This is a genomic window from Shewanella cyperi, assembly GCF_017354985.1.
GTDB lineage: Bacteria > Pseudomonadota > Gammaproteobacteria > Enterobacterales > Shewanellaceae > Shewanella > Shewanella cyperi.
In genome coordinates this window covers 2,618,634-2,636,582 of the sequence record NZ_CP071501.1, presented here as the reverse complement: position 1 = coordinate 2,636,582, position 17,949 = coordinate 2,618,634, and the positions used below count along the sequence as shown (strand labels likewise).

The 17,949-nt window shown below is 54.6% G+C and carries 16 protein-coding genes; 8 read left to right on the top strand and 8 right to left on the bottom strand.

Translation table 11 applies throughout. From position 1 onward, the window contains the following. Positions 1–62: 62 nt before the first annotated feature. The 5 genes from JYB84_RS11420 to galU all read right to left on the bottom strand — a co-directional run bounded on the left by JYB84_RS11420 (position 63) and on the right by galU (position 4,110). The gene (locus JYB84_RS11420) at positions 63–1,010 is read right to left on the bottom strand and encodes a LysR family transcriptional regulator (protein ID WP_207320199.1); all 948 of its coding nucleotides are present in this window, start codon (positions 1,008–1,010) and stop codon (positions 63–65) included. A 120-nt stretch (positions 1,011–1,130) separates the two neighbouring features. Then, positions 1,131–1,523, bottom strand: a complete 393-nt coding sequence (locus JYB84_RS11415) for a bactofilin family protein (RefSeq protein WP_207320198.1) — start codon at positions 1,521–1,523, stop codon at positions 1,131–1,133. Between the two features lie 165 nt (positions 1,524–1,688). Further along, entirely contained in the window at positions 1,689–2,180 is a 492-nt protein-coding gene (gene napF / locus JYB84_RS11410) for a ferredoxin-type protein NapF (protein ID WP_207320197.1), read from the bottom strand. A gap of 8 nt (positions 2,181–2,188) precedes the next feature. Then, positions 2,189–3,202, bottom strand: coding sequence for a UDP-glucose 4-epimerase GalE (galE, locus tag JYB84_RS11405; protein ID WP_207320196.1), 1,014 nt, complete (start codon positions 3,200–3,202; stop codon positions 2,189–2,191). Further along, positions 3,202–4,110: a UTP--glucose-1-phosphate uridylyltransferase GalU gene (gene galU, locus JYB84_RS11400; RefSeq protein ID WP_207320195.1), complete on the bottom strand. Its 909-nt coding sequence runs from the start codon at positions 4,108–4,110 to the stop codon at positions 3,202–3,204. Before galU ends, galE begins: the two co-directional genes overlap by 1 nt. Positions 4,111–4,476: 366 nt before the next feature. Here galU and phhA point away from each other — a divergent pair, with 366 nt between their 5' ends. From phhA to JYB84_RS11365, 7 genes are all read left to right on the top strand, one after another. Further along, entirely contained in the window at positions 4,477–5,274 is a 798-nt protein-coding gene (phhA, locus tag JYB84_RS11395) for a phenylalanine 4-monooxygenase (RefSeq protein ID WP_207320194.1), read from the top strand. 26 nt (positions 5,275–5,300) lie between these two features. Continuing rightward, positions 5,301–5,639: a 4a-hydroxytetrahydrobiopterin dehydratase gene (locus tag JYB84_RS11390; RefSeq protein WP_207320193.1), complete on the top strand. Its 339-nt coding sequence runs from the start codon at positions 5,301–5,303 to the stop codon at positions 5,637–5,639. Between the two features lie 214 nt (positions 5,640–5,853). Next, entirely contained in the window at positions 5,854–7,392 is a 1,539-nt protein-coding gene (gene tyrR, locus JYB84_RS11385) for a transcriptional regulator TyrR (protein WP_207320192.1), read from the top strand. Positions 7,393–7,634: 242 nt separating this feature from the next. Beyond that, positions 7,635–8,621 (top strand): fumarylacetoacetate hydrolase family protein, encoded by a 987-nt coding sequence (locus JYB84_RS11380; RefSeq protein ID WP_207320191.1) that lies wholly within the window; start codon positions 7,635–7,637, stop codon positions 8,619–8,621. 68 nt (positions 8,622–8,689) lie between these two features. After that, positions 8,690–9,331 (top strand): maleylacetoacetate isomerase, encoded by a 642-nt coding sequence (gene maiA, locus JYB84_RS11375; protein ID WP_207320190.1) that lies wholly within the window; start codon positions 8,690–8,692, stop codon positions 9,329–9,331. Between the two features lie 483 nt (positions 9,332–9,814). After that, positions 9,815–11,920: a S8 family serine peptidase gene (locus tag JYB84_RS11370; RefSeq protein ID WP_207320189.1), complete on the top strand. Its 2,106-nt coding sequence runs from the start codon at positions 9,815–9,817 to the stop codon at positions 11,918–11,920. 24 nt (positions 11,921–11,944) lie between these two features. Beyond that, positions 11,945–12,415 (top strand): hypothetical protein, encoded by a 471-nt coding sequence (locus JYB84_RS11365; RefSeq protein WP_207320188.1) that lies wholly within the window; start codon positions 11,945–11,947, stop codon positions 12,413–12,415. A gap of 44 nt (positions 12,416–12,459) precedes the next feature. Here JYB84_RS11365 and JYB84_RS11360 read toward each other — a convergent pair whose 3' ends face one another. Then, positions 12,460–13,341 (bottom strand): LysR family transcriptional regulator, encoded by an 882-nt coding sequence (locus tag JYB84_RS11360; RefSeq protein WP_207320187.1) that lies wholly within the window; start codon positions 13,339–13,341, stop codon positions 12,460–12,462. A gap of 117 nt (positions 13,342–13,458) precedes the next feature. Here JYB84_RS11360 and JYB84_RS11355 point away from each other — a divergent pair, with 117 nt between their 5' ends. After that, positions 13,459–14,697 carry an MFS transporter gene (locus tag JYB84_RS11355; protein ID WP_207320186.1) on the top strand — a complete coding sequence of 413 codons (1,239 nt, stop codon included), beginning with the start codon at positions 13,459–13,461 and terminating at the stop codon, positions 14,695–14,697. Here JYB84_RS11355 and JYB84_RS11350 read toward each other — a convergent pair. Then, on the bottom strand, positions 14,672–16,057 hold the full coding sequence (locus JYB84_RS11350; protein ID WP_207320185.1) for a sigma-54-dependent transcriptional regulator: 1,386 nt from the start codon (positions 16,055–16,057) through the stop codon (positions 14,672–14,674). The two genes, JYB84_RS11355 and JYB84_RS11350, sit on opposite strands and share 26 nt — an antisense overlap. Next, on the bottom strand, positions 16,054–17,862 hold the full coding sequence (locus JYB84_RS11345) for a sensor histidine kinase (RefSeq protein WP_207320184.1): 1,809 nt from the start codon (positions 17,860–17,862) through the stop codon (positions 16,054–16,056). The genes JYB84_RS11350 and JYB84_RS11345 overlap by 4 nt, the downstream gene beginning before the upstream one ends. Positions 17,863–17,949 lie beyond the last annotated feature (87 nt).

Below are 17,949 nucleotides of genomic sequence, written 5' to 3'. Positions count from 1 at the left end.
CCTCAAGTATGTAAATTCCCTTTTTTAAAATGCGCAATTGCGATGTGTGAAATAAATGCTGTTTATGAAAGCAATCCGCGCAACAATTCAATGACTTCCACACGCTGTTGTTCGCTGTATCTGCGGTAGCGCATGGGCTTTTCAACCAGATAAAACACGGCGGGCTGAACCTGAGAGTTCAGGCGGCCGCTTTGTCCTTCATCCATGGCCTTCACTTTCAGCCGCGGTAGACAGGTCAGTAATTCCTGCTCGGCTGCGGTTACCAGCGCCAGACTATCCTGAGTCAACAGGTTGGCATACCATTCTTCCTTATCCTGGCTGATGATCTGGCTGGGGGCTGCTATGCCCTCGCGCTGGCAAAAGAGTGCCAGTGACGCCTGTGGCCCATTTGCATTGGGGTGGGCCGGGCTCAGCACGGGAAACTCACACAGCTGTTCCAAGGTCGGCATACTGGCTTGCCAAATAGGGTGGTCATCACGACCCACAAGACACAATTTCTGGGGGGTACCGAGCGCCTCGTAACTCAATTCCGGATGTTCATTGGGCGACAGGCAAATGCCCATATCCAGTTCGCCGCGATGAATCAAATCGGCAGACTGGTTTTGCCAGCTGTGCAGTTGAAAACGGCTCTGGTGTGGCCCTGTGGTAATGGCCAGGGCCAGTGGGGCCACAAAGCCTTCACACACGGCCAATTGCAGGCAAGGGCTGTGCTGCTCCTGAGTTGCGGTAAAGGCACAATGTCCCAGGGCAAACAAAGAATCGGTCAGCTGACAGACAATGGGGTAGAGCTGCTCTGCCAGTGGAGTGGCTCTGAGTCCCTGGGCGCGTCTGTAGAACAGCTCATCGGTGAATGCTTGTCTTAAGCTATTGAGACTGCGGCTTATTTTTGGTGGCGAAACATCCAGCTGTCTGGCCGCAATATTGGCGTGTCCGGATTCGAAAATGGCGCGAAAAACCTGCAAAGCAAACACATCCAGTTCGCCAATTTGCCGGATAAGCTGCTGTTGCATAGCTTAATGCCTGCTTAAGAAAGAGATGAATAACAGGGTAGCACAGGCAAATAACCTTACTATGATCGATGTCAAAATTTAACAGACTGCTTACTTTTGACTGAATCTTCGAGGGGAATATCAGGCTTGTTCCAACAACGGCTCGGGTGTTGGGCCGGGATGCAGCAGCTCGCCCTGGATGGCATCTCTTTGGCGAATGCCTACAAACTGGCCACCTTCGTAGATTTCCATGGCGTTGCATCTGACTTCACCTTCCACCAGGCCACCGGCGGCAATCACCAGCTTTTCACACTGCAGTTTACCGGAGAAGTGCCCCGAGACTTTCATTTCCTGACAATGGACTTCGCCATCCACCAGACCACCGGCTTCGATGGTAATTTTGGCTTCCGATTGCAACTTGCCTGAGACCGCGCCCCCTACCAGCAAGTTACTGCTGAATTGGCTGTTGCCCTTGAATGAACATCCCTTGGCCAGGTAGGTCAGTTCTGCGCCCGATTTGTTTTTTGCAAACATAATACTTTTGTCCAGCTACACAATTTTCAGCGATATTACCGTGCTTTTCGGGCCGGCAAAACCACTAAGTTTTGGCGCTTGGGAGTCAGAATTTTGGCTGTCCCACCGGTGGAAACTTGGATTGAAGTCCTTTAACCGCCAAGGCTTTAGATGAGCCATCGGGGCTTAAGTAGCATTTCCCGGTGGCAGACTGATGGCATGGCTGGGGCAGGGGGCGACGCAGGCGCCGCAACCGGTACAGGCGTCCAAATCCACATGGGGTGAGGGAGGTTTTCCCACCGCCGGGGTGAACTTGATTGCGCCGGGTTCACAGATATCCCGGCAACTCTGGCACCAGATCCCCTGCTGTGTGAGGCAGGCATCCGAGATCTGTGCCTTCAGTGTCCAGGGGGGACTTTTGAGTTTATCAAACAGAGGTTCGGGGCAGACATCAACACAGGCCTGACAGAAGGTGCATTCACCCTGGGTAAAATTGACCTCGGGAAAGCCGCCATCACCCCGGAACAGGATACCGGTTTCGCAGACCTTGATACATTTGTCGCAGCGGGTACAAATGTCGGTGAATTCTGTATCCTCGCGCACAAAAGGTGGGCGAATGGCGTTATCGGCTTTGCGCCCGAACAGACGTCTGCGGCCAAGATTAATGCTATCGCCCATGAATTATCCTACTGTCCGTAACCGTTGGGGTTATTTGACTGCCAACGCCAACTGCTGACAACCATTTCCTCAATGCCGTATTCGGCTTGCCAGCCCAGTTCCCGTTTCGCTTTGTCGGGATTGGCATAGCAGGCGGCTATATCACCGGGACGTCTGGGAGCTATCTGGTACTTGATGGGTTGCCCCGAGGCATGTTCAAAGGCCTTTACCATGTCGAGCACACTGTACCCCACACCTGTGCCCAGGTTATAGGTCACCAATCCCGGCTGTTGAGCAAGTTTTTCCAGGGCCTTGAGGTGGCCCCTGGCCAAATCAACCACATGGATATAATCGCGAACCCCGGTACCATCTTGGGTGGGATAGTCCTGACCGAACACACTCAGGCACTCGCGCTTGCCAACGGCAACCTGGCTGATGAAGGGCATCAGGTTATTGGGGATATCGTTGGGGTCTTCACCAATAAGGCCGCTTTCATGGGCGCCAACCGGGTTGAAGTAACGCAGTCTGGCAATGTTCCAACTGGGGTCGGCATGGTGCAGATCGGCGAGTATCTCTTCCACCATCAGTTTGGAGCGGCCATAGGGATTAGTGGCACCTGTGGGAAAGTCTTCGGTAATGGGCAAACTGGCCGGATCGCCATAGACAGTGGCCGAAGAGGAGAATACCAGCTGTTTGACGCCGAAATCGGCCATCACTTGGCACAGGACTAAGGTACCTGTGACATTGTTCTCGTAGTATTTCAGCGGCTTGGCAACGGACTCTCCGACGGCCTTGAGTCCGGCGAAGTGTACGACAGCGTCAATCTTGTAGTCGGAGAACAGTTTTTGCAGCAGCGGCCTGTTGAGTATGTCTCCCTCAATAAAGTCGACCGACTTGCCGGTGATCTGACCAACCCGCTCAAGCGCCGTGATGCTGGAGTTGGACAGGTTGTCCAGCACCAGCACCTCAGCACCCGCCTGCAGCAATTCGACTACCGTGTGGCTGCCGATATATCCGGCGCCGCCGGTAACCAAAATCGTCATTACTTCAATCCTTTGACCAAACTCTTGAGGTAAGAGGTAAATTCCTCTGCCAATTCGGGATGACGCAGGGCATATTCCACATTGGCGCGCATATAGCCTTGCTTGTTGCCGCAATCGTGGCTGCGACCCTGCATGTAATAGGCGTTGACTGTCTGGCTCTCCATCAACATGGCAATGGCATCGGTCAGCTGGATTTCATCGCCTGCACCGGCCGGGGTTTTGGCCAGCAGGGGCCAAATTTCCGCAGGCAGCACATAGCGGCCTACCACCGCCAGGTTGGAAGGAGCCTCTTCCAGCTCGGGTTTTTCCACCAATTCAATCAGGGGTTCGGACTCGCCGGGCTTGAGATCGTGGCCATTAACGTCGGCTATGCCGTATTGGTGTACCAGCTCGTGCGGTACGCCTTCAACCATGATTTGGCCTACATCTGTGTCGTTAAACAGTTGCACCATGGCGGCCAGGTTGTCATGGGTCAGGTCACAACTGCCCTCATCAATCAGGACATCCGGCAGCAGCACGGCGAAGGGCTCGTTGCCGACCACGGGACGGGCACAGAGAATGGCATGACCCAAGCCCTTGGCCTGGGATTGACGCACACTGATGACGGTCACGTCTTTGGGGCATATGGATTGCACCGCATCCAGCAGTTGACGCTTAACCCGGCGCTCCAATTGCGCTTCCAGCTCGAAGCTGGTGTCGAAATGGTTTTCGATGGAGTTTTTACTGGCGTGGGTGACCAGTACGATTTCCTTGATCCCCGCGGCGATGGCCTCGCTGACCACATATTGGATCAACGGCTTGTCCACGACGGGCAGCATTTCCTTGGGAATGGCCTTGGTGGCGGGCAACATACGGGTACCCAGTCCGGCAACCGGGATCACAGCCTTACGGATCTTGCTTGGCTTCATACCTTTCCTTTTTTGAAAACCACAGTAGTTAACGTCCCAAGCGGTTCGACCGGGATTGGGCGTCGTATGACCTGCACCGGCAGGTTCGGATATGCCTATTGTAATGGACTCGGAGGCAAAAACCATTGGCTGGTACCCGGTTATGCGAAATTTTCCGGTTTGTGGGATTTCGGGAACCATCTGTTACGGTTCCGATAGCGGTAGGGATAAAAAAGGCTGTAAATACAACATTCATGTAGTGCTTTTGTAATAAAAGCTTTACAAAAATCCCTAGCGGATCCCGCGGGAATAAAACGTGAAGGAGTTAACAAAAAACATCCGTTGGAACACTATTGGGGGGTTGCAGTTGACGTGAAGTGAAACACCATGACGAAAGGAACCCAATACGTTGCCCGCCAGGCGGATGCCCAAGGCTTTATCGCCTATCCGGATGATGAGCACCAGATCTGGAGCGAGCTTTATGCCCGTCAGGCAGTGAATCTGCCCGGCCGCGCCTGCCAGCAATATCTTGATGGATTGGATGCGCTGGATTTACCCAAGGACAGGATCCCCCAGCTGCCTGAGCTGGATAAGGTATTGATGGCTGCTACGGGCTGGAAAACAGCCGCTGTACCGGCATTGATCTCCTTTGGACGCTTTTTTGAACTCCTGGCCAGCAAACAGTTTCCGGTGGCGACCTTTATTCGCAGTCGCGAAGAGTTTGACTACCTGCAGGAGCCGGACATTTTCCATGAGATCTTCGGTCACTGCCCGCTGCTGACCAACCCTTCCTTTGCCAACTTTTCCGCAATGTATGGCAAGTTGGGTCTGGCCGCCAGCAAGGAAGAACGGGTGTATCTGGCCCGGCTCTACTGGTTCACTGTGGAATTTGGCCTGTTACAGCACAAGGACGATGAGCTGAGGATATACGGTGGTGGCATCCTGAGTTCACCCGGCGAAACCATGTACGCCCTGGGCGATGTACCCCAGCGTAAGCCCTTCGAACTTATGGATGTGCTGCGTACCCCTTATCGCATAGATATAATGCAGCCCATCTATTATGTAATTGAACATATTGATTTTCTTGATGAGATTGCCCGTATGGATATTATGCAGTCCATCACCCGTGCCAGGCAGCTTGGGTTGTTTGCCCCCCTGTTTGAACCCAAGGCCAAGGCCGTTTGACCCCAGAACAACAATAAGGAGCAGTAATGAGCGATTTAGCTACCATGAAGTGTGAGGCCTGCCAGGCCGATGCGCCCAAAGTGTCCGATGCCGAGCTGGCAGAACTTATCCGCATGATCCCCGATTGGGCCGTGGAAGTCCGTGACGGCATCATGCAGCTGGAACGGGTATACAAATTCAAAAATTTCAAACTGGCCATGGAATTCACCAATAAGCTGGCGGATCTGGCCGAGGCTGAATTTCACCATCCCGGTATCCTGACCGAGTGGGGCAAGGTGACAGTGACCTGGTGGTCCCACTCCATCAAGGGGCTGCACCGCAATGACTTCATCATGGCAGCCAAGACTGACCAGTTGCTCGGCTGATAATGAGTCAGTAAAAATCAGTGTGTTAACTAAGGTTGCACACTGATTTTTTTCATCCGTCGTTTATTCCTCTGTAAACATCGCTTGCCACTTTTCATGTTAAGCTCTACCGTATTAGGCCAAGTACGCTACGCCTCCGCAGCGCCTTGTCACTTGTCGCCGCGGTCACAGACGTTCCCATAAAAATGAACAAGCTAAAGGGACAATCAACCATATGCGCTTGGAAGTGAGTTGCCAGGACCGGGTGGGTCTGGCCAAGGACATCCTGGTCGTACTGGAGAAATACGGCATCAATTTGATTGCCATCGACGCCAGTAACCTCGGATTTCTGTATTTGCAGTTTGCCGAAATCAGTTTTGAAACCCTGAGCGCCTTGATGCCGCAGATCCGCAAGGTTGAGAGCGTCTATGATGTGCGCACCGTTGCCTTTATGCCTTCCGAGCAGGAGCATTACGCCCTCAAAACCCTGCTGCGCACCTTGCCCGACTCGGTATTTTCCATCGACGTTAAGGGGCGCATTCGTATCGTCAACGAGTCTGCCCTGATGACTTTGGGAATGGCCGAACATGAAGTGATGGATGAGTCCCTTAATCACTGGGTGCAGGGCTTCAGTTTCGGCCGTTGGCTCAGTGAACCCCAGGTGTTGGCCCAGGCCACCCGGGTTAATATTGGCCCCAACGAATATCTGGCGGAAATGCTGCCCATTTACCTGCCCGATGAGAATGACAAGAGCATACTCGCCGGTGCCGTGGTCTCCCTCAAGTCGCCGGCCCGTGTCGGCAAGCAGTTCAATGCGCTGCAAAGCCAGACCAAGGGCTTTGAGAACGTACTTGCCATCAGCGACAAGATGAAAGAGGTGCTCAAACAGGCCAGACGTATGGCCCAGCTCGATGCGCCTTTGCTTATCACAGGTGAAACCGGTACCGGCAAGGAGCTGATGGCCAGGGCTTGTCACGATGCCAGCATGCGCCGTGAACATCCCTTTGTCGCCATCAACTGCGCCGCGCTGCCGGACAGTGCCGCCGAGGAAGAGCTGTTTGGCTTTGTCCGCGACGGGGTCATAGTCAAGCGGGGCCTGTTTGAAGAAGCCAAGGGCGGCACGGTATTTCTCGATGAAATAGCCGAGATGTCCAAGGCGGCCCAGGTCAAACTGCTCAGGCTGTTAACCGAGGGCTCTTTCAGACGTATCGGCGGCGATGACGAGGTGAGGGTAGATGTGCGCATTATCTGCTCCAGCCAGAAAAACCTCGCCGAGCTGTGCCAGTTGGGCGAGTTCCGCGAAGATCTCTATTACCGCATCCATGTGCTCAGCTTCCATATGCCATCTCTTCGGGAGCGGCGGGTGGACATCATCCCGTTGACGGAAATGTTCCTCGAGCATTACAGCCAGCAGCTATCCAGCCCCATGCGCAGGATTTCGGCCCAGTGCCGGGATCATCTGCTGACCTATGCCTGGCCCGGCAACGTGCGCCAATTAAAGAATGCGGTGTTTCGCGCCGTGTCCATGTGGGATGGCTCCACCGAGTTGACAGTGGAGCAGCTGAAGCTGCCGTCCTACGCCGAAGGTTTTGGCTATTTCGATCACCAGTTTGATGGCAGCCTCGACGATGCCATGAAGCAGTTTGAGGCCAGTTTGCTCAGGCGCCTCTATCCCGCGTATCCCAGCACCAGACAACTGGCGAAAAAGCTCGGGGTCAGCCACACGGCCATCGCCAACAAGCTCAGGGAATATAAGATAAGCAAGAAGCGCTGACGCCCGGCGTCAGCGCTGTAAAAAGAAACTGCCATGTTGGCGCGGCCCAAATGCCCGCCAATGTCGCACCGCCGCCATGGGGCCACAGGGAACTCTGGCGTGTATCAATAAATTTACAAACCCCGGGGAAGTCGCGTGAAATGTGATTTTGCTCACGCTATTCTCTTATTCGGCCCCTTGGGGTATTTGTATCGCCAATTTCAACGTCGTTCCGACGACGGGATAACAGGACAGGAGCAGATATGAAGTTAGCAAGTTATCACAATGGACGCCGTGACGGTCAGCTGATGCTGGTAAGCCGCGATTTGACCAAGGCCGTTGCCGTGCCCGCCATCGCCCACACCATGCAGCAACTGCTCGATGGTTGGGATCTGCTCAGCCCACAGCTGAACGAGCTGTACGATGCACTCAATGCCGGCCAGTTGGAAAACACAGTGGCATTTGACGAGACCAAGTGTCTGTCACCTTTCCCCCGTGCTTTCCAGTGGGCCGATGGCAGCGCCTACGTGAACCACGTTGAGCTGGTGCGCAAGGCCCGCGGCGCCGACATGCCGGAGACCTTCTGGACCGATCCCCTGTTCTACCAGGGCGGTTCCGACAGCTTCATTCCACCGCGCAGCAATATCGAGCTGGCCAGCGAAGACTGGGGCATAGACTTCGAGTCAGAGATTGCCGTGGTGACCGACGATGTGCCCATGGGCGTTAGCAGCGAAGAAGCCTCTCAGCACATCAAGCTGCTGATGCTGGTCAACGATGTGTCGCTGCGTAACCTGATCCCGGCCGAACTGGCCAAGGGTTTTGGTTTCTTCCAGTCCAAGCCATCCAGCAGTTTCTCGCCCGTGGCCATCACCCCGGATGAGCTGGGTGAGCGCTGGCAGGACAGCAAGGTGCACCTGCCGCTGGTGACTCATCTCAACGGTGAGCTGTTCGGCAAGCCCAATGCCGGTGTCGACATGACCTTCAACTTCAGCCAACTGGTGTCACATGTGGCCAAGACCCGCCCCATTGGCGCCGGTGCCATCATAGGCTCTGGTACCATCTCCAACTACGATCGCAGCGCCGGCTCAAGCTGTCTGGCCGAGAAGCGCATGCTGGAAGTGATTGCCGATGGCAAGCCGAGCACGCCTTTTATGCAGTTTGGTGACAGGGTGCGTATCGAGATGTTTGACGATGCCGGCAACAGCATCTTCGGCGCCATCGATCAGCAAGTGGTGCAATACCAGCGCTGAGCGCGCTGTCTTTAATGTCAAGTTGAATAAAACGGGGCACTGGCCCCGTTTTCTGTATGGAGGCAAACATGAAATTATACGGTTACTGGCGCTCCAGCGCGGCCTACAGAGTGCGTATCGCCCTCAACCTCAAGGGACTGAGCTGTGAGCAGCAGTCTGTGCATCTGGTGAAAGACGGTGGTCAGCAGCATCAGGATGACTATGTGGCGCTCAATGCCCAGCATCTGGTACCGACCCTGGTGTTGGACGATGGTACAGCCCTGACTCAATCCCTGGCCATCATGGATTACCTGGATGGTCTAAACGACGACAATCCCTTGCTCCCCAAAGACGCAGTTGCCCGGGCGCAGGTACAGGCCATGGCCTTGTCCATTGCCTGCGACATACATCCACTGAACAACCTGCGGGTGCTGCAATACTTAAGCAAGGATTTGGCCCTGTCCGATGAGGCCAAGAATGCCTGGTATCACCACTGGATCCACACGGGTTTTGCCGCCATTGAACAGCAATTGCAGCAGCACGCTGGTCGGTTTTGCTTCGGCGATAAACCCACCCTGGCCGATGTCTGCCTAGTGCCCCAGGTATACAATGCCGAGCGTTTCAAGGTGCCGATGGACAGGTATCCCAACATAGTCCGCATTTGCGCCAACTGTAATGCCCTGCCGGCATTCATCGATGCGTTGCCGGAGAACCAGCCGGATGCCCAGTAGGCAGACAGAAAAAAGCGACCCCAGGGTCGCTTTTCTTTTATCTACTTCATTTAAAATACGGTATTTCATCCCGCCATGTTGTAGTCACTTTGACTGATTAATTTTCGGAGGTTTTATTTCTTATAAATAAATTTATTAAATTGGCGAAAAATATTATTGAGAATTTTTCAAGCTATTTTGCCGTATTCAATCCGCAATAAAGTATGCGGCATTACCGAAATTCAAATACTTGACACATAAAAAAGTGCTGACTCATTCAGTTAGCATTCAGCTTTAACATTCAATATGTTACAAGCTGTGAGTTTATGGGTTAATACCGTTTTTTGTTCTGTTAACCTTCTGTTTTCAACTTAACTTTCCTGTGCTAAAAATCTGCCGCCGATAGAGCACACATTAATAAGTAATCGCAACACATTCATGGTCACCAAATTAATTGGAATGGCGTTCCATGGATGATTCAATTAACAAGAAGGAATGTTCAGAATGCGTAAGTCTGTTATTGCCTTAAGTATCACGGCAGCCCTGCTCACCGGCTGTGGCAGTGACAAGGCCCCGGCTCCCAAACCCAAACCCAATACCGCGCCCACCAGCCAGGATGTGGCCTACAGCATAAGCCAATCGCTGACCCTTAATGGTCAACTTGAAGGTGCTGATGCCGAGGGCAGTGTCAGCTTCTCCCTGGTGGATCCGGCCGAAGTGACTTTGGGCACCCTGACCATCACCAATGCCGCGACCGGCGCCTTTACCTATGTGACCGAGGCCGAAAGCGGTACCGAAGTGGTGCGTTTCAAGGTCAGCGACGGCAAGGCAGAATCCATTTCTACCCTGACCATCAAGATTGATGGATTCGATCCCCTGTATGCCGAGCAATGGCACCTGAAAAACACCGGCCAGAATGCCTTTGCCAAAATGCGCGGCAAGGCCGGTGAAGATATGAATGTCGCCGGTGCCGTTGCCCAGGGCGCCATGGGCCAGGGCATCACGGTTGCCGTGGTGGATGACGGTCTGGAGATAAGCCATCCTGATCTGCGTGCCAACGTGGTCGCAGGGGGCTCCCATAATCTGATCACTGGCACTATCGATCCCACTCCCTTTGACGACGAGTCTGCCCACGGTACCGCTGTGGGTGGCATTATTGCAGCAGAAGGTTGGAACGGTATTGGTGGCCGGGGTGTCTCACCCAAGGCCAAGCTTATTGGCTTTAACTATCTGGATGATGACCCAACAGGTGAAGTGAAGAGTGTGCAAACCTTTGAAAACTTTGCCCTGAGCCACGGCGCCAGCGCTTACAGCGACAGCGCCCGGGTATTCAACCAAAGCTATGGTTACTCAGTGCCTTTCCCCCATGGTTTCGATGAAGATGAAAACGATCTCTATCAGGAAGTGACTACCGAGAGTGCCGATGGCAAGGGCAGTATCTTTGTGAAGTCTGCCGGCAACGGATACAACTACTTCCGTTCCATGGGCTATTACTGGATGCCAATTGATTACTTTGATGCCCGTAAGGCAGGCATAGCGGCCAATAATGGCCTGCCATTCCACAACTCCAACATGTCCACCGATAACGGCAACGTCTATAACCTGGTGGTCAGTGCCATCAATGCCGATGGGGTGCGCTCAAGCTACTCTTCGGTAGGAGCCAACATCTTTGTAACCGCACCGGGCGGTGAGTACGGCGAAGATCATCCTGCCATAGTGACCACAGACAGAGCCGGTTGTGACAAGGGCTGGGCAGTGACCGAAGACAGGCCTTCCACACCTTTCCATGGCGGCTTGCATCCAATGAACCTGGAGTGTGATTACACCTCGGTGATGAACGGCACTTCTTCCGCTGCGCCGAACACCTCGGGTTCCATCGCCGCAATATTGAGCGCCAATCCCAACCTGAGCTGGCGTGATGTGCGTCATATCCTGGCTTCCACAGCGACCCAGGTAGACGCAGAGATAGCCCCTGTAACTGTGGCGGTCGGTAAGAGTGAAGACGCGCCTCAGTACGATGCCATTCCAAGCTGGATTACCAATGCTGCCGGCTACCATTTCCACACCGAATATGGTTTTGGTCGGATCGACCTGGGCGCCGCAGTTAAGATGGCCAAGGAGTATAAGGCCAATCTGGGCGAATACCAGGTGACCGAATGGCAAGGCAATGACGAGCTGGATAAGGCCATTCCCGATGCCGAGGTGGCCGGTGTGACCGATGCCATCAGCGTGGAGGAAGACTTGGTTATTGAAGCGGTACAAATTGAACTGACCGCCGACCATCTGCGTCTGCCGGATGTGGCGGTGGAGCTGATTTCTCCCGCCGGCACCCGCAGCGTGCTGATGACGCCCTACAACGGCATGGTCTACCAGGGCGTCATGGATCCTACCGATCCAACAGATCTGGTAACGGGTTACGATGCCACGCCCATGTTGTCCAACGCCTTCTATGGTGAGAGCAGCAAGGGTGAATGGACACTGAAGGTGATAGACGTTAACAGCGGTGAATATAGCTTCAAGATTTACAAAGTAGCTGACGTTGAGATCCCCAACGAAGCCAACGGTAAACTTAAGGGTTGGTCAATCCGTTTCCACGGCCACAAGGCCTGAGCCGTAAGATAAGGAGAATAGATTATGAAATTGTCTAAATTAGTACTGGCTTCAACCCTGACCGGCCTGATGTGTTGCGGTGCCGCCAATGCTTCTGCTCATGAAAAGCTGCCGGCAGCCGATGGCAACACGCTGGTGAAATCATTTAGCCGTGCTGACTTCCTTGGGCTTAAGGATCAATACCTGGTCAAAACAGATAAGGGTGTCCAACCTGCCAAGTCGTTGAAAAAGGGCAATGAGTTGGTGACTCAGGGCGGCGAGCCTTTTGCAGTGCTGACCGGTAAGCTGGTGGTCAAGTTGGCTGAAGGGGTTTCCGCCGATGAATTTGCCAAGTCCATGGATCTGCGCCTTGACTGGCAGAGCAGCAACCAATTGGTGCTCTTGTCCGCAGCCGCCGACGCCGATCTGCTGGGCTTGCTGGAACGGCTGAAGGCCAATCCCCAGGTACTGCGCGCCAAGCTTGACCGGGCTGCCAACAAGCAAGAACCCATGTAATCTGATGGGGCATGATTGAAGAGCAGGGCTTAGGCCCTGCTTTTTTATCTGCTCTCCAGCAGAAAATCCACAAAGGCGCGGTCGGCCAGGCTCACGGGCCGGTCTTTTTTCCAGCTGATATGCAGGTCCAGATAGACAGGTGGGGAAAAGGGGCGGGCCACTATGTTATCGCGCTCGTTGATCACCATTTCCAACACGCTGGTGATGGCAAAGCCCTGGCTGACCACCTGCTTTATCAGATTGATAAGGTTGGTCTCAAAGGCAATATTGGGTTGTTTGTTAAGCTCTTTTGCCCGCCCCAGGATCCATTCGCGGTGAAAATAGCCGGGCTTGAACATCACCAGCTCGTGCTCGAAGAAATCCTCCAGACTGACGCTGCTTTGCTGAACAAGCGGATGTTCCTGGCCCATGGCCACCACCATCTGCTGGCGCACCAGCAGGCAGGAATCAAATTCCGGCTTCAGATCCTGGGCGGTGATCACCGCAATATCCACTTCTTCCTGCTCCAACATTCGCAGCGCATCGCGGGTACCGCCTTCGAACAGACTGAGCTTGAGATCCGGATAACGATGGCGGAACGCCATTAAGCGCGAAGGCAGGTAAAAGGAGCCCAACATGCCGGGAACGGCAATGCGTACCTCGCCCCGGGTCAGATTGGCCATGGCGCGGATTTGCTGTTTTGCCTGCTCCAGCTGCTGCACTATGCTTCTGGCATGCCCCAGCAGCAATTGTCCCTCTGCCGTCAGCGTCAGCTGCCTGTCAGCCATGCCCTGGCTGCGGTTGACCAGGGTGACCCCCAGTTCCGATTCCAGGCGCTTGATGCTTTGACTCAGTGCCGGCTGTGCCAGATTGAGGCGTTTGGCGGCCCGGGTGAAGCTGCCGGCTTCACTCAATTGCAGCAGATGATTCAGCTGTTTGATATCCATGGGGCCCCCAATGATTCAAATATAAAATGCAGTAATCAATCGTATAACAAACATCTATTATGGTTATGTTATTGGGCTTGATATCCTGTGTCCATTGCCAACTATCAGGGGCGCAAGATGGCCGATTCTCAGACTCACTCTCTCTCCGGAACAGATGGCCGACGTTTGATTTACGGTTTGTCGCTGGCTTCTGTGGCTATCTTCATCAACCTCTATCTGACCCAGGGCATGCTGCCCATGTTGGCCGAACGTTTCGATGTCAGTGCCGGTCACAGTACCCTGGTGGTATCGGTAACCAGCTTTTCGCTGGCGCTTTCTCTGCTGGGCTATGCCTTGTTGTCTGACAGAATTGGCCGCCGCCGTCCGTTAATCGCCAGCCTGTGGCTGCTGGCTCTGTCCAATCTCTTGCTGTTTTGGGTGCCTGACTTTGATGCACTGCTGTGGTTGCGCCTGGGGCAGGGCATGCTGCTGGCCTCGGTACCGGCCATCGCCATGGCCTATCTTAAGGACAGACTACCGACCGTGATGCTGATGACGGCCGCGGCGTTCTACATTGCTGCCAACAGTTTCGGCGGCATAGCCGGTCGTTTGCTGGGGGGCGTGATGGCCCAATATCTGGACTGGAACCAGGCCGTGTTGCTACTGACCTTGTTGACCCTGCTGCTGGTGGCCTCGGCGCAATGGCTGCTCGGCATAGACAGGGGCGCCGACGGACGCCATGAACGCCAGGGGCAGGGGGCTTTGGGGGGATTTGTGCTGCACCTTGGCAATCCGTATCTGCGTGGTCTCTATCTTCTGGGGGGACTGGCTTTTATGGTGATGGTGAACCAGTTCAGCTTTATTCAGCTGCACCTGATGGCCGAACCCTTTGGCTGGAACCGGTTTCAGGCCACCTTGATATTTTTGTGTTATCTGAGCGGTACCCTGAGCTCTGGTCAGTCGGCGAGGTTGATGACCAAGCTGGGCACTGTGCCCCTGCTTATTCTGTCCATTGGCCTGATGGCGCTGGGCAGCATTTTGACCCTTGCCAATACCGAGTTGGCCATTTGCCTGGGATTCCTTTGCAGCGCCTGTGGTTTCTTTCTGATCCATGCCTGCTGTAACAGCCTGGTGGCTCTGGGCGCCGAGCAGCACAGGGCCAAGGCGACGGCGCTTTACCTGTGCAGCTATTATCTCGGTGCGGCCCTGGGCGGCCCCTTTTTAATGCCCTTCTGGCAGACCTGGCATTGGCAGGGCGTGGTGGCGGGATCCTTGCTGTTGATTGCCGCCAATGCCCTGGCTCTGTGGCGCTGGCAGCACCTGGCGAAAGCCCGTCAGCAGGAGGCTTCGCTCAATCTTCGCCGCTGTCGAAATTGAGATAGTGTTTGCGGTCGAGTTCATACTTGCGCATCTTGTCGTACAGGGTTTTACGGGGCAGCTCCAACTGCTCCATGGTCAACTTGATGGATCCCTTGTTGTGACTGAGGGCCTCTTCCAGCAACATCTTCTCGAAAAACTCCACCCTTTGGGTTAATGACATACTCGAATGCAGCTGGCTGCTTGTTCCCAGATTGCCGGCAAAGGCCGCTTCGGCCCCCAGCAGCACGTAGCGTTCGGCCAGATTGCGCAGCTCGCGGACGTTGCCGGGCCAGTCGTGTGAACTCATCAGTGCCTGCTGGGCGCTGCTTGGCGCTATGAGTTCCCTGTGATAACGGGCCGACGCCAGGCGGGCGAAATGCAGGAACAACAACGGAATGTCTTCACGGCGCTCCCGCAGCGGCGGGATGGGCACAGTCACCAGGTTGAGGCGGTAGAGCAGATCCTGGCGAAATTCACCTTTGTCGGACAAGGCTTTGAGATCCACCTTGGTGGCCGCAACCACCCGAATGTCCAGGGGGATGCTTTTGTTTGACCCCAGGCGTTCCACCCGTCTGTCCTCCAATACCCGCAGCAGCTTGACCTGCAAGGACATTGGGGTGCTTTCGATTTCGTCGAGAAACAGGGTGCCGCCATTGGCGTACTCGAACTTGCCGATACGGGTTTTGTCGACCCCGGTAAAGGCCCCGGCCTCGGCGCCGAACAGTTCGCTCTCAATCAGATTTTCCGGAATGGCGCCGCAGTTGATGGCGACAAAGTTGGCTCCCTGGCGATTACTGTGATCGTGCAGGTAGCGGGCCACCAGTTCCTTGCCGGTGCCGGTTTCGCCCTCGATAAGCACATCCGCCGGGGTATCCAGCACCCTGTCGATGATATGACGCATGTGCACTATGCCGGGGCTGTGGCCGAGGATCCTTGGCCCGGGCACCTTGTGGGATTCCAGTTCCCGTTTCAGGTTTCGGTTCTCCAGCGTCAGGGCCCGTTTCTCCAGCGCCCGTTTGACCACATCCAGCATATGCTCGTTATTGAAGGGTTTTTCCAGGAAATCGTAGGCGCCTTGTTTCAGCGCATTGACCGCCATGGCGATATCGCCGAAGCCGGTGAGCAGCACCACAGGCAGATCCGCATCGATGGCGCGAATTTTGGAGAGCAGGCTGATACCGTCAAGGGCCGGCATGTTGACGTCCGATACTATGACGCCGGGCCAATCGCGGCTCAGGGCGGCGCTCACGGTGCGCGGATCCGTGGTGTGAACCGCACTCAAGCCTTCCAGCTCAAACAACTGCACCAACACTGTGCCTATATGATGCTCATCATCGACGATAAGTACCTGGATATTTTCAAGTTGCGGACTGCTCATGACGCGTGGGATCCTTCGTGCCGATATAGCGGCAAAATAATGTCAAAAACGGCACCGCCAGTATCGGCATTGGACACCTGGATGCTGCCCTGCATGGATTCGATAATCCTTTGGGAGATGGACAGCCCCAGGCCAAGTCCCTGGCGTTCATTGGTGGTGTAATAGGGTTCAAATATTTTCTGCATCTGGCTTTCACGCACCCCGGGACCGTTGTCCTGAATGCGGATCCGCAGTTTTTCATCGACGATGGCGCTGAGTTGCAGTCTCTTGTGAGGGCATTGGGCCATGGCCACTATGGCGTTGCTCATCAGGTTCACCAACACCTGCTGCAATCGTACCTTATCGCCCCAGACTTCAATTTTTTGTTCCGGCAGTGCCAACTTGAGCTCCACCCCTTGCTTGTCGATTTCCGGCTGCACTATGGTCAGGGCCTGACGTATGCATTCACCTATGTCGGTGGCCGTGTCCGTGCCCTGACTCTTGCGGTTAAAGCTTTTAAATTGGCCGACGATTTCAGCCAGCCTGTCGGTGAGCTCCACTATGATGCGGATATTGTCGCCAGCCCGTTCACGCATGTCTCTGGCCAGGAAGGTCTGGGTATTTTGCGCATAGCTGCGGATTGCTGCCAGCGGCTGGTTGAGCTCATGGTTGATGCTGGCTGACAGGCTGCCGATGACGGTGAGCTTGGCCGCCTGAATAAGCTCATCCTGGGTGTCTTTTAATTTGGTATTGGCGGCTTCCAGATCCCGGGTGCGTTCCCGCACCCTTTGTTCCAACTGATCCCTGGCCTGCTGCATGCGGGCCAGGCTGCGTTTGCGCTCGTTATGCAGCAGCAGCCCCACCACCAGCAAGCCATAACAACTGGCGGCCAGCAACAGCAGCATGGGCAATTCATCATGGAGTGGCTTCATGGGCGATAACACGTGCACTCGCCAACCAGCCTTGGCCATCTCCTGCTCAGTATCCATGTAGTAGAGACGCTTTCCATCCGTTGGGATCTGGTAGCGTTGGGGTGTCTGCTCCTTGCCTGCTCGACTGTATGGCGGGCGGATCAGCAGCTCATTGATGGCGCGATTGGCGTAGCGCTTGCTGGCATTGAGGGCAAAACGTTTACTTTGGGTCAGAGGTGTCAGTGAGCTCAAGCGCCATTCGGCCCGGCTGGATAAAAACACTATGTCGTCGGGATCGGTTATCAAATATTCATACTGGCCGGCTTCGGCAATGCCGGTAGCCTGCTGCTCTATATCGGCAATATCAACCTTGACCACTATGGCACCCAATATGGTGCCCCGGTCGTAAATGGGGTAGGAAAAATAAAAACCCCGTTTATCGCTTGAGGTGCCCACGGCATAGTAGCTGCCAAGTCGCCCTGAAATAGCCTCGATAAAGTAGGGTCTGAAAGAGTAATCCTGGCCGATGAAGGAGATGCTTTGTTTCCAGTTGCTGGCGGCCACAGCGACCCCGAGGGCATCAACCAGGTAGATATCCGACGCTTCGGTAACGTGTTGCAGTTCTTCCAGATACAGGTTCAGCTCACGGCGCTTCTGGTCATTTTGTTGGTCGAGCAGGGCACTTGCCAGGGTAGGGTTGGTTGACAGTACATGGGGTATGGTTTCGAATCGGGACAGCAAGCCGTCGAGCAGGCTGATCAATTGTGACAGCTGCTGCCGTGACTCCTGAGCCAGCACTTTTTCACCCTGGTGCACATGGTACCAGGCTGTCAGTCTTAACGTCAGGAACAGGCCGGCTGCAATGAGCAGTGCCAATAGCATTTTTCTGCGGATTTTTGCCGTCACAGGCAGCATCTATGTCTCCCGAAAAACCTTAAACCATGCACTTGGCATGGTCTAAGGCTCGCTTAAAAATCAACGAGAATCAAGGCTGTTGCCCGG

What these genes read in the sequence shown, in the direction of transcription:
- maiA (WP_207320190.1), top strand. Translation starts at nt 8,690, where the DNA reads ATGAAATTATACGGTTACTGGCGCTCCAGCGCGGCCTACAGAGTGCGT.
- phhA (WP_207320194.1), top strand. Translation starts at nt 4,477, where the DNA reads ATGACGAAAGGAACCCAATACGTTGCCCGCCAGGCGGATGCCCAAGGC.
- JYB84_RS11365 (WP_207320188.1), top strand. Translation starts at nt 11,945, where the DNA reads ATGAAATTGTCTAAATTAGTACTGGCTTCAACCCTGACCGGCCTGATG.
- napF (WP_207320197.1), bottom strand. Translation starts at nt 2,180, where the DNA reads ATGGGCGATAGCATTAATCTTGGCCGCAGACGTCTGTTCGGGCGCAAA.
- JYB84_RS11380 (WP_207320191.1), top strand. Translation starts at nt 7,635, where the DNA reads ATGAAGTTAGCAAGTTATCACAATGGACGCCGTGACGGTCAGCTGATG.
- tyrR (WP_207320192.1), top strand. Translation starts at nt 5,854, where the DNA reads ATGCGCTTGGAAGTGAGTTGCCAGGACCGGGTGGGTCTGGCCAAGGAC.
- JYB84_RS11345 (WP_207320184.1), bottom strand. Translation starts at nt 17,862, where the DNA reads ATGCTGCCTGTGACGGCAAAAATCCGCAGAAAAATGCTATTGGCACTG.
- JYB84_RS11355 (WP_207320186.1), top strand. Translation starts at nt 13,459, where the DNA reads ATGGCCGATTCTCAGACTCACTCTCTCTCCGGAACAGATGGCCGACGT.
- JYB84_RS11360 (WP_207320187.1), bottom strand. Translation starts at nt 13,341, where the DNA reads ATGGATATCAAACAGCTGAATCATCTGCTGCAATTGAGTGAAGCCGGC.
- JYB84_RS11420 (WP_207320199.1), bottom strand. Translation starts at nt 1,010, where the DNA reads ATGCAACAGCAGCTTATCCGGCAAATTGGCGAACTGGATGTGTTTGCT.
- galU (WP_207320195.1), bottom strand. Translation starts at nt 4,110, where the DNA reads ATGAAGCCAAGCAAGATCCGTAAGGCTGTGATCCCGGTTGCCGGACTG.
- JYB84_RS11390 (WP_207320193.1), top strand. Translation starts at nt 5,301, where the DNA reads ATGAGCGATTTAGCTACCATGAAGTGTGAGGCCTGCCAGGCCGATGCG.
- JYB84_RS11370 (WP_207320189.1), top strand. Translation starts at nt 9,815, where the DNA reads ATGCGTAAGTCTGTTATTGCCTTAAGTATCACGGCAGCCCTGCTCACC.
- JYB84_RS11415 (WP_207320198.1), bottom strand. Translation starts at nt 1,523, where the DNA reads ATGTTTGCAAAAAACAAATCGGGCGCAGAACTGACCTACCTGGCCAAG.
- galE (WP_207320196.1), bottom strand. Translation starts at nt 3,202, where the DNA reads ATGACGATTTTGGTTACCGGCGGCGCCGGATATATCGGCAGCCACACG.
- JYB84_RS11350 (WP_207320185.1), bottom strand. Translation starts at nt 16,057, where the DNA reads ATGAGCAGTCCGCAACTTGAAAATATCCAGGTACTTATCGTCGATGAT.